This window comes from uncultured Algibacter sp., assembly GCF_905480415.1.
GTDB lineage: Bacteria > Bacteroidota > Bacteroidia > Flavobacteriales > Flavobacteriaceae > Algibacter_B.
The window spans coordinates 1-11,879 of sequence record NZ_CAJQQI010000048.1 but is presented as its reverse complement, the minus strand read 5'-3'; the positions used below and the strand labels follow the sequence as shown (position 1 = coordinate 11,879).

Sequence of the window (11,879 nt, the reverse complement as noted above, 5' to 3'; positions counted from 1 at the left end):
GCAAAGTTTTCACATGAAATCATTTTCACATCAGGTACTACACACAGCATTAATCTGGTAGCAAATGGTTTTTCTTCTCTTTTAAAAAAAGGAGATGATATTATAGTTTCCGCTTTAGAACACCATAGTAATATTGTGCCTTGGCAAATGTTGTGTGAACGTACGGGAGCAACTCTAAAAGTCATTCCTATGAATGAAGAAGGAGAACTCATCATGTCGGAATTTGATACATTGTTATCTAAAAACACCAAACTGGTTTTTGTTAATCATATATCAAATGCTCTAGGAACTATAAACCCTATTGAATATATCATTGAAGAAGCGCACAAAATAGGCGCAGCTGTTTTAATAGATGGTGCGCAATCTACACCGCACATCAAACCAGATGTTCAAGCTTTAGATGCAGATTTTTATGTAACTTCTGCTCACAAAATATGCGGCCCAACAGGAGTTGGTATGCTGTACGGAAAAGAATCATGGTTAAAAAAATTACCACCTTACCAAGGTGGTGGAGAAATGATTGCTGAAGTAAGCTTTGAAAAAACCACCTATGCAGATTTACCTCATAAATTTGAAGCCGGAACGCCAAATATATGTGGAGGTATCGCTTTTGGAGCGGCTATAGATTATATGAATGGTATTGGTTTTGAAAATATTGCAGCTTACGAAAACGAATTACTGGAATATGGTACCACCAAATTATTGGAAATTGAAGGTTTAAAAATCTACGGTACGTCTAAACATAAAACCTCCGTAATTTCTTTTAATTTAAAAGGCATGCACCCATACGATGTTGGCACTATTTTAGATAAATTAGGTATAGCGGTTAGAACTGGACACCATTGCGCACAACCTATTATGGATTTCTATAAAATTCCTGGAACAGTGAGAGCTTCATTTGCATTTTATAATACTAAAGCTGAAATTAACACATTTATTGAAGCTGTTAAGAAAGCTAAAATGATGCTGTCTTAAAATACTTTCACGGCTGAACTATTTTACGCTACATATTGATTTTTTATCACTAAAAACGCCAATATTTTCATATTTCATATAAAATTTAATAAAAAAACTAACTATTCCTCGTTTTTTTTATTAAATAATTATATATTCCGCAGTGACTAACTCAAATATATTAACTATGAAAAAATTACTTTTAAGCATGGCTGCCTTAGCCTTTCTGTTCACTGCATGTGATGCTGACAAAAATGAAATCGTGCAAGAACAACAAATTGACATGAGCGATTTTTATGTTTATACTGATGCAGACAGTGATGAGGCTGCAAAATCGGATAACAAAAAAAATGCTAGTAAATCTTGTGCGTCAATGACTGTATTAAACAGACAACTTAACAAAAACAAAGGTCTAGCTAAAAAAATGTATAATATCGAATTACATACTAGAAAATTTATAGCAGGCAAAGGAAAACCTACAAAACCAGGCGGTGGCGGTGGCGGCGGCGGTGACTCAGATGTTGATGTTGCTCCTATTGAAGATAATATGGGTGTTATTGATATTCCTGTGTATATACATATTGTGTATCCCGATGCTAGTACTAAGACTATTAGTAATGAGCAAGTAACAACTCAAATGGCTACTTTAAATGCAGATTTTAGAGACAAAAATACGGACCAACTCCCTAGTGGAACTACATTTGCTAATGATGCTACAGATGCCGGATTTAGCTTTAGTTTAGCAGGTACTTTTAGATATGACGATTCTAAGTCGTCTTGGGGAACAAACAACTCAGTAAAAGCTGATTACCCTCCAATAAATCCAGAAACTCATATGAATATTTGGGTTTGTAATATTGGTGGTGGTATTTTAGGATATGCTCAATTTCCTGGCGGTAACGAAGCAACTGATGGTATTGTTTTAGGTGGAGATTATTTTGGCAACACTGGTGGTCCTTATGGAGCGGGAAGAACAGCAACTCATGAAGTAGGTCATTATTTAAATTTACGCCATATTTGGGGTGATGGTAGATGTCGTCAAGATGATTTTGTTGCAGATACTCCATCTTCAAATTCTTCTAACGGTGGCTGTCCTACATTCCCATCTGTAAGTTGCAAAACTGCAGACATGACCATGAATTATATGGATTACACATATGATAATTGCATGTATATGTTTACTGATGGGCAACGTAACAGAATGCGTCCTCTTTTTGCTCAAAATGGAGCTAGAGCAGCAATGGCAGGAAACTAATTTTTAGTCCAAGCTTATAAAAATTAAAAAGACGCCAACTTTGGCGTCTTTTTTGTATATTATAATTAGAATCAAAACATATAAAAAATGAAATTTAGTTTACTATTATTAATGCTTCTATCACTAAAATCATGTGGAAGCACAAATGCTATTATGTCGATACAAGAGAATACAATGCAAAAATTATCTGGACTTTATTCAGTTACCACTTTAGGGAAAAATAATACATTAGCCATTACTCCTGAAATAAATTTTGACGAAAACACAAATCGCGTTTCTGGTTTTTCTGGCTGTAACCGCTTTAATGGCTCTTATACAATTACCGAAAACAACATAACATTTGGCCCTACAGTATCGACAAGAATGATGTGTGGAGAAGAAGCAAACAGCATTGAACATAATATGTTTGATGTGCTATCTCAAGTTAATTCGTTTACATTAAAAAACAACGAATTAACGCTTTTAAAAGACAAAATTGTTTTGTTAATCGCAAAACAAAACAACGATTATGTTATTGAATACACAGCAGCTTCTCGAGGTAGTTACCAACAAATAAATATTAATAATCAAACAGTTTCTATTATAAGCAAAAGAGGTGGTAGTGCAAAAGCAAAAACGTGTTCTGAAGCAGATTGGGAAAAACTCATTACACTTATTAATACTATCGAAATAGAAAAAATAACAGAACTTGAAGCTCCTTCCAAAAGGTTTCAATTTGATGGCGCAGCTATTGCTAGACTAACCATAAAACATAAAGATTCTACATATGAAACCAATAGTTTCGATCATGGAAACCCTCCCAAAGAAATTTCAGTTTTAGTTAAAGAAATCCTATCAATAGGAGAAAACATTGAATAGCAACTTTTGTTATTGTATTTTTGTAAAAAAATGTAATTGTGAGTATTGAAGACATCCAAAACGAAATAATAGACGAATTCTCAATGTTTGAAGATTGGGAAGAACGCTACCAATATATGATTGATTTAGGGAAAGATTTACCCTTAATTGACAACCAATATAAAAACGATAGTAATATTATTAAAGGTTGCCAAAGTAAAGTATGGGTGCATGCTGAAATGAAAGATGATAAAATTGAATTTACTGCTGATAGTGATGCTATTATCACAAAAGGTATTGTCGCCATTTTAATCAGAACCTTTTCAAATCAACATCCAAAAGATATTATTGATGCAAATATGGATTTCATTGATAAAATTGGTTTAAAAGAGCATTTATCACCAACACGAGCTAATGGATTAGTAAGTATGGTGAAGCAATTAAAAATGTATGCTATAGCATACCAAACACAGCTAAATTAAGATGAGTAATACAATAGATACTGCCGAATTAGGTGAAAAAATAGTAAACGTACTTAAAACGATTTACGATCCAGAAATACCAGTTGATATTTACGAATTAGGCTTGATCTACGACGTATTTGTAAACGAGGATTTTGATGTTAAAATTTTAATGACTTTAACAACACCTAACTGCCCAGTTGCAGAAACATTACCATTAGAGGTTGAAGAAAAAGTTAAATCATTAGATGCTGTAAAAGGAGCCGAAGTAGAAATTACTTTTGATCCTCCCTGGACTCAAGAGTTGATGAGCGAAGAAGCAAAGTTAGAATTAGGGATGCTCTAGACAGCAAAACTATTTCAACTTAATAAGAGACGTACAAACAACTTAATATTTTACTTTTTGAAAGACGAAATAATAAATCGTGTTGCGAGTAGCAAATTAGTTACCATTGACCTAGAGGATTTTTATCCAGACGGGAAGCGTGTATTGTTTGATATTAAAGACTGGCTATTTGAAGGTTTTGTGCTTCGCGAAAAAGACTTTAGAAACCAAGTAGCGGAGTTTGATTGGAGTCAATATCAAAATAATTTTGTTGCTCTAACTTGCAGCACAGATGCAATAATTCCAGGTTGGGCATATATGCTTTTAAGTATTCAACTAGAGCCATACGCTAAAAAAATCGTTATTGGAACTCTTGATAATTTAGAAACTTCTATTTACCAAGACATTATAAACGACCTTGAAATCTCAGACTTCAAAGACAAACCTATTATAATAAAAGGTTGCTCCAAAAAACCTGTTCCACAAAATGCTTATATCATGCTTTCTAATAAGTTAAAGCCATTAGCTAAGTCTATCATGTATGGAGAGGCTTGCTCTTCTGTACCTCTTTTCAAAAAAAAATAATATTATAAGTGACTTTAGTTTAAGATAAGTGTCAAATACACAAATCAAAATAAATAATTAAATTAAAATCAGTTTTACAATTGCATTAAATAGTCCCATTTTAAACGTTTATATCATAAAAAAATTAACCTATTTGAAAAATTATTATATTTAAATAAAATTAAAGAAATGAAAAGAACATTATTATTATTTGCATTACTTATCGGAATGGTTTCGATGAATGCTCAAACAAAAGAGGAATTACAGACTCAAAAATCTGAGAAACAAGCTATTGCTGATGCAGCTCAAGCTGAAGCAAATGCCTTACAGGCAAAAATTAACGCTCTTCCGGGTTGGAAAAAGGGTGCTTTTGGTACTATTGGTGGAAGTTTATCCAACTTTAGCAACTGGTATGCTCAAGACAAACCAAACAATGCTTCTGGAAATATTGGTTTTACTGTTAATGCTTTTGCTAATTTAATTGAAGATAAATTCTTTTGGAGAAACTCACTAACTACAAATTTGAGCTGGGTAAAACTAGACGACAAAGATAACGGAACTGATGACGACAATAGTTTTGAACCAACTACTGATGTGTTTAATATTTCTTCTTTATACGGTAGAAATATTGCGAAAAACATAGCCGTTTCTGCATTAGCAGAATACAGAACAACACTTTTAACCAATTTTAATGACCCAGGTTACTTAGACGTTGGTGTTGGTTTTACATGGACACCTATTGAAAATTTAATAGTGGTTATTCACCCTTTAAACTACAACTTTGTTTTTGCTGATAGCAATTCTGTTTTTGAATCATCGTTGGGTGCTAAAATTGTTGCAGACTATACAAGACAAATTGGTGCTTTTAATTTTAAAACTAACTTATCTGCTTTTCAAAGTTATAAGTCTGGCGACTTCTCTAACTGGACATGGTCTAACTCATTTAGCTACACACTTTGGAAAATGATTGGTGTTGGTTTTGATTTTGGTCTAAGAAGCAACAAGCAAGAAGCTTTAAACTATGCTCTAGCCCAAGTACCAGCTACTGCAACATCTTTTGATGATGTTGATAATGATTTACAATCATACTATACCCTTGGTTTAAGCTATAAGTTTTAACCCGCTTTAATATTAAAGATGTTATAAAAAATGCGCTTCCCTTTTTCAAGGAAGCGCATTTTTCGTTTTAGGAATAGTAGTGGAAAGCCCATAGAGGTGTATAAGCGAGTACTTGTAGGTACAAATCCAAATATTATTGGACTAAACCTTCTTCATTATAATCTTGGTACAAGAAGTGATTGTATGGAAAACGCGTAACGTGAATTTCGCGAACCTCATCGTAAACACGTTTTTTGAAATCTTCTAAATTCTCTTTATTTAGTGCAGAAATAAATAACGCATTGTTGCCAACCTTATTCATCCAGGTACTCTTCCATTCATCAAGAGAATAGTGTTTTGCCGTTCTTTCTGTTTCTAAATCATCCTCAGCAAAAGGCTCTGCCTGATAAGCATCAATTTTATTGAAGACCATAATAGTTGGTTTATCGCCGCTTTTTATTTCACCTAAAACTTTCTCTACAGAAGCGATATGTTCTTCGAAATTAGGATGTGATATATCTACCACATGAAGCAACAAATCGGCTTCTCTAACCTCGTCGAGTGTGCTTTTAAAACTATCAACCAATTGTGTTGGAAGCTTACGAATAAAACCAACAGTATCGCTTAATAAAAAAGGAAGGTTTTGAATAACTACTTTTCTAACGGTGGTATCAAGTGTAGCAAATAATTTGTTTTCTGCAAACACATCACTTTTACTAATAACATTCATTAAGGTAGATTTACCAACATTGGTATAACCAACAAGTGCGACACGAACCATTTTACCTCGGTTTCCGCGTTGCACTGACATTTGCTTGTCAATGGTCTTTATACGGGCTTTTAATAGTGTGATTTTATCACGAACAATACGTCTATCTGTTTCAATTTCGGTTTCTCCAGGTCCACGCATTCCAATACCCCCTTTTTGGCGTTCAAGGTGCGTCCACATTCCTCTTAAACGTGGAAGTAAATATTCGCATTGTGCCAATTCTACCTGAGTTCTTGCATAACTTGTTTGCGCACGTTGTGCAAAAATATCCAGAATTAAATTGGTTCTATCTAATACTTTAACATCAAGAATTTTACTAATATTACGTTCCTGTGCTGAGGATAATTCATCATCAAAAATAGCAGTACTTATATCGTGCTCTTCAATATATTTACGCACCTCTTCCATTTTACCCGTTCCTATAAAGGTTTTAGGGTTTGGCATATCCATTTTTTGCGTAAAACGTTTTGCCGCATAACCACCAGCTGTAAAAGTTAAAAACTCTAGTTCATCTAAATATTCTTTAGACTTTTCTTCATTTTGATCTTTAGTGATAACACCTATTAAAACCGCACGTTCTAAAGCAATATCTTTCTTTTCTATCATATTACAAAGTTACATAATTGCTAGCGTTTTATTTTTAATATTTTTAAGCCTATTTTTGATTTATGACAGGCGATTTAGAAGCTATTCCCGTTCGTGATGATTTGCAAACTATTGCATTTTACAATCTTGAAAACTTATTTGATTTTGAGGACGATCCAAATACTCATGACAATGATTTTTTACCTAGATCTGAAAAAAAATGGACGCCAAAACGTTACAAAAACAAACTCAGAAAGTTAGGGTTTGCTATTTCTAATATTGGGAAAAAGGAAACTGGAAAGCATCCCGCTATTGTTGGTTTAGCAGAAGTTGAAAACGCTAAAGCTATTGAAGATTTAATAGCTTCAAAACATTTGGAAGCTATTAATTATGGTTACGTGCATTATGACTCTTTAGATGAACGCGGTATTGATGTAGCTTTATTGTATGACTCTGATGCTTTTGAGGTAGAACACTCGGAATCATTTAGGGTACATCTTACAAGGGATGATGGCGAGACTGATTACACCAGAGATATTTTATTAGTTTCTGGATTACTCGATGGCGAACAAATTCATGTTATTGCAAACCATTGGTCGTCTAGACGTGAAGGAGCCAAAGAAACAGAACATAAACGTTTTGCTGCTGCCGATAAAGTCATAGAAATAATAAATGATTTGAATATTAAATATAGTAATCCTAAAATAGTAGTTATTGGCGATTTTAATGATGATCCTGCGAGTACTAGTATTAAACGAATGGTTGATAGTCTAGGTTTATTTAATCCTATGGAAGTTTTACATACGTATTCTAGAGGAACGACCACCTATAACTACCAATGGAATTTATTTGACCAAATACTTTTTTCTACCAACTTTTTTGAGGCTACCCCTGATACTTTAAGTTTTGACAAAGCCAATATTTTTGATGATGACTTTTTAAAACTGCTTAAGGGAAGGTACAAAGGCAAACCTTTTAGAACTTATGTTGGCCCTAAATATAAAGGCGGATACAGTGATCATTTTCCAGTGTATACTATTTTTAAGAAGTGATTAAGTTGCTTGAAAAAGAACATACGTTAAACCCAAAATAGCAATAGGTAACAACCAAAGGAACCAAATATTATAAGACAATTTTTTGTTTTTAATTATTTTAGCATTTAGAACTTTTCGTTTTCTGCCTCCGTATTGCATCCAATTTTTGAAATAAATAAAAATTGCAACTAATGCAAATAATGTCCATGCCTTACTTGCAGACATCGTATCTACATGCATTTGCCTAAAAAAGCCTGCAAAAAAGACACCTAAAAGTAATAGTAAACTGCATTGTAAAACCGTAATGTAAAAGGTAGCAATACCGTTAGCTTTTTTGCTCTTTTTAGTTTTGTAATGTTGAAAAAAGCGAAAGAAAAGGGAGTCGAATGTGGTCATAAAATAATAATTAGCACAAAGGTATCACTAATGTTTTACTATTCCATATAATCAACACTAATCTCATCCAATTCATAAATCCCATCAAAAGTACCTTGACCACTTCCTGTATATTTAAATGCAATGTAAATGGTTCCTGAAACACAAGATAAATCAACATTACCAGAACTAAACCAAGGCGCAAAAGAATCAGAATCCTTTACTACATATGCGGCAGATAACACACCCCAAGTTGCTGAAGTTATATTAGCTTCAATACCATCCCAATCCAGAGAATACAAGACTTCCATATAGCTACTATCTGCTAAACTATTAGATGTTTTAAAACGCAAGGATTCACCATCTTGAGCATCCAAATCTATGGCAGGTGTAATTAACCAACCTATATTACTTGCATCACCTGAACTGCCTGATTGAAATCTAGCAGAGCGACCCAAAGACGCATTGGATGATGTTGAGGAATAACCTTCCCATGCCTCAGAGCCTGCTTCCATATAATTTACCCACCCATCAATAACTATAGGTTTGTTGTTTTTTTGAGGTTCAAAATCTTCAGTCAACAAATTCTCTGTACCTATTGTTGAAGCTAAACCACAGGTTAATTCCAACGGGTCGCAACGCTCATTACTATCAAAATTAATAGCCACAGAACTATTGATGACTAGTACATTAAAATTATCTCTAAAATCGCGACTAAAAATGCCTGTTACAGTTCCTTTTCCTTGAGGCACTATCAAGGATTTAAAATCTGAAAACGTGCTAGTTTGCATAATCATTTGAATACCAGAATCGCAACTTTCTAATAAACGTAAGCCATCAAATTCATCGAAAGACTCGCTTGCAAAGGTTGCTCCCAATTCAAATCGGTTTAATTGCATATTAGTTAACTGAATCAAAGTGTTTTCATCGTTTTCAGTTAAATCTGCTAAACCAGAAATCTTAGGTTTTATATCAACTATTTCATTGGTTCTCAAAACAATACCTTTGTATTCGGCAGCTTGAATTTGTTCGACATTAACCGCATCACCTTTACCAATAGTAATCACGCCACTAGTTTCTCCAACGGTTAATCCATTTAATTTTACGTATACTTTTTGACCAAATTGATAGGTATCAGATAAACTACTCACATTAATATCAATCTTAAATCCTAATCTTGGGTCGTTATCAGGGCTACTATCATCTATTTTATTCTGAATGATTAATTCCTCAAAAAAATTCCCTGCTTTATCCGAAGACACCACATAGCCTTCAATATAAACATCATCATTTATAACTGCAGTTGTATTTCCTCCATTTACGGCTTGTTCGTAAAGAGATTTAATAGCTTTAAAGGTGATTAATTGTTCGTTTGTAATATTTGGTTCTTCATCTGAGATATTAGGCGTACCATAATCATCATCTTGCACACAAGACATAAAAATCAGTAACATTCCAATGAAGATAAATGCTATTTTGCTAGTATTTGTTTTCATAATTTATATTTATAGATTTACTGTAGGTTTCGACTACGCTCAACCTGACAAATCATTTATGTTTTTAGATCCTGAAACTTCAGGACAGGACACTATTTATATTGATCATATAACTCACTAAGAGTGAAAACACCAAAGCCCCTTCAAGGCAACAACTCAGGATTAAAACCTATAATTCACATTCAAAAAATAGGTCGCACCACGACCATACCAATATTTAGAACCAAAAACTGGTGTATCCAGCGCTTTATCAATTCTCAACTCTCGATAATTAGCATTTCTCCCTTGTTCAAAACCTCCTGTTTTAAATACTTCGTCTAAAAGGTTATTTACACTCGCAAAAAAACTAATGTATTTACTTCCAATTTTCCATGATTTTCCTCCTACCAAATTTACTACCATATAATCATCAAAACGTTCTTGCTTTAGTAATTCTCTGGCCAAATCTTCATCATAATCGTTAAACGTATTGCCATCAAAATCGGTTGTGAAATTTGAAGAACGCGTTAACGGACTTATATCAATATATGTATTTGTGAAAAAATTAGCCGTAGCACCAAACCACCAATAGTCAGGATCTCGATATTCAAACCCGACGGAATACGCCCGATGCGGTCCTGCTGCTATTTTATAATCTTTTAAATTTGATTCCCCAAAATCTTTAAAACCTTTCACGAAGCCTGCTTCTACAGATTCTTCATCAGCTTCTGTAGTTAAATATAAATTTGGATTATTGGCATAGGTAAACTGCCCCACTGAGGCTGCACCTTTCAATTTTATGGTTGGTGTTACCTGCGCCTCAATACCAAGTTCTGCACCTATATGCTGTTTATCAACTCCTTGTAAAATCTCTTGTACAAAAGCCACATTATCACCACCAATACCATCCGCAAAGAAAAAAGAGATTTCGTTGGCATCTTGTATTTTGGTATAATATCCAGTTATTTTAGCTTTAATTATTGGTGAACGAAAAATATAACTTAAATCTGTAGACCCTATCTTTTCTTCAGTGATATTCGGAACGATATTATGGTTTTCTCTTGAATTTGAATAGGTGTTTCGGAGTGATGGTGCCCTAGTAATATACCCGCCATTAAAATTCAGTAAATGCTTCCCAGAAATTTTATAAGTCATTCCTCCTTTTACACCAAAACCCATAAAGTTTAATTTTTCACCTTTACCTAAAGACGAATCAGGGAAAGCCCCATTTTGATATAGGCCTTCTCTTTGATATTGTGTATTTGTATAACTTCCTGAAATATAATAATCTAATGTGTTATAGGTAAACTGAGCTTGTGCATATGCATTTAATATGTTAGCAGAAAGATTATAATTGTATTTAAAGGTATCGCCTTCACCTAGCAGTCTGTTTGGATTTTGTAAATCATTTTGAGCCTCATCAATATCTGTAGCAAATTGATCGATATCCAAATAGGTTTCAGCCCCAAATAAATCCAGAACTTGAGCATAATTTTCCGATTTTAACCTTTGATAATTTAATGCCGCATTGAATACTACATTATCGTTTAACTCAGAATTTAAAATAGAATTAAATGTGAATTGTGAATCATCTACTCTATCTTCATACAAAGCATAAATAGCATTTCCTCCGGTTTGAGTATTTGAAACATTGGCTTGATACAATGCATTCCAATCTATTTGTCCATTATTTTCAAACTCTTGCAATGCGGTGTATGCAAATTGTAAATCATCCGGAAAATTTCGTTCAAAATAACTTGGTAATTTTTGATAATAGCTAGGGCTTGGATTAGCGCCACCACCTTCAGGAAAGCCATTTACCAAATCTGTGCCGTTATTGTCCAAACGGCTATTTCCCAATTTTCCAAATTGATATGCAACATTGGTGTTAATAGATGTTTTTGAAGATAAATTCCAATAATGATTCAACATAAAAACAGGTTCTTCTACTTCTTTAATTCTTGAATTCCGCTTTTCTCCATCTTGCCAACCCCAATATTCATTATATTTTATATCTTTTAAATCATAAACTTCTTGAGTGTTCGGTGAAGATTTCCCTCTTCGATTTGGCGCATACATCCCAGTGAAGTTTAAACTATGCTTGTTGTTAAGTTTTTTTTCAACAGATAGAAAGAAGGAATTCGCAT

Annotated in this window: 12 protein-coding genes; 8 read left to right on the top strand and 4 right to left on the bottom strand. The window is 33.6% G+C overall.

What is annotated here, in order from left to right; translation table 11 throughout:
- The 7 genes from QZ260_RS03895 to QZ260_RS03865 form a co-directional block, all read left to right on the top strand.
- The coding region (locus QZ260_RS03895) for a cysteine desulfurase (protein WP_295982937.1) at nucleotides 1–975 on the top strand (975 nt) is incomplete at its 5' end.
- Between the two features lie 166 nt (nucleotides 976–1,141).
- The gene (locus QZ260_RS03890) at nucleotides 1,142–2,209 is read left to right on the top strand and encodes a zinc metalloprotease (RefSeq protein WP_295982935.1); all 1,068 of its coding nucleotides are present in this window, start codon (nucleotides 1,142–1,144) and stop codon (nucleotides 2,207–2,209) included.
- A gap of 87 nt (nucleotides 2,210–2,296) precedes the next feature.
- Nucleotides 2,297–3,067 carry an META domain-containing protein gene (locus QZ260_RS03885; protein WP_295982933.1) on the top strand — a complete coding sequence of 257 codons (771 nt, stop codon included), beginning with the start codon at nucleotides 2,297–2,299 and terminating at the stop codon, nucleotides 3,065–3,067.
- A 38-nt stretch (nucleotides 3,068–3,105) separates the two neighbouring features.
- The gene (locus QZ260_RS03880) at nucleotides 3,106–3,528 is read left to right on the top strand and encodes a SufE family protein (protein WP_295982931.1); all 423 of its coding nucleotides are present in this window, start codon (nucleotides 3,106–3,108) and stop codon (nucleotides 3,526–3,528) included.
- A 1-nt stretch (nucleotide 3,529) separates the two neighbouring features.
- Nucleotides 3,530–3,853: a DUF59 domain-containing protein gene (locus QZ260_RS03875; protein WP_295982929.1), complete on the top strand. Its 324-nt coding sequence runs from the start codon at nucleotides 3,530–3,532 to the stop codon at nucleotides 3,851–3,853.
- A gap of 57 nt (nucleotides 3,854–3,910) precedes the next feature.
- The gene (locus tag QZ260_RS03870; protein ID WP_295982926.1) at nucleotides 3,911–4,417 is read left to right on the top strand and encodes a DUF2480 family protein; all 507 of its coding nucleotides are present in this window, start codon (nucleotides 3,911–3,913) and stop codon (nucleotides 4,415–4,417) included.
- Nucleotides 4,418–4,585: 168 nt separating this feature from the next.
- Nucleotides 4,586–5,515 (top strand): DUF3078 domain-containing protein, encoded by a 930-nt coding sequence (locus tag QZ260_RS03865; protein WP_295982924.1) that lies wholly within the window; start codon nucleotides 4,586–4,588, stop codon nucleotides 5,513–5,515.
- A gap of 133 nt (nucleotides 5,516–5,648) precedes the next feature.
- Here QZ260_RS03865 and hflX read toward each other — a convergent pair whose 3' ends face one another.
- On the bottom strand, nucleotides 5,649–6,869 hold the full coding sequence (hflX, locus tag QZ260_RS03860; protein ID WP_295982921.1) for a GTPase HflX: 1,221 nt from the start codon (nucleotides 6,867–6,869) through the stop codon (nucleotides 5,649–5,651).
- A gap of 62 nt (nucleotides 6,870–6,931) precedes the next feature.
- Between hflX and QZ260_RS03855 the strand changes: the two genes are divergently transcribed.
- Entirely contained in the window at nucleotides 6,932–7,900 is a 969-nt protein-coding gene (locus tag QZ260_RS03855; RefSeq protein ID WP_295982918.1) for an endonuclease, read from the top strand.
- Here QZ260_RS03855 and QZ260_RS03850 read toward each other — a convergent pair whose 3' ends face one another.
- The 3 genes from QZ260_RS03850 to QZ260_RS03840 all read right to left on the bottom strand — a co-directional run.
- A complete protein-coding gene (locus QZ260_RS03850) occupies nucleotides 7,901–8,278 on the bottom strand; it encodes a hypothetical protein (protein ID WP_295982916.1) in 378 nt (125 codons plus the stop codon).
- A 38-nt stretch (nucleotides 8,279–8,316) separates the two neighbouring features.
- Nucleotides 8,317–9,753 (bottom strand): DUF5689 domain-containing protein, encoded by a 1,437-nt coding sequence (locus QZ260_RS03845; RefSeq protein WP_295982914.1) that lies wholly within the window; start codon nucleotides 9,751–9,753, stop codon nucleotides 8,317–8,319.
- Between the two features lie 162 nt (nucleotides 9,754–9,915).
- Nucleotides 9,916–11,879, bottom strand: a 1,964-nt coding sequence (locus QZ260_RS03840) for a TonB-dependent receptor (RefSeq protein WP_295982911.1), incomplete at its 5' end; no start/stop codon positions are given.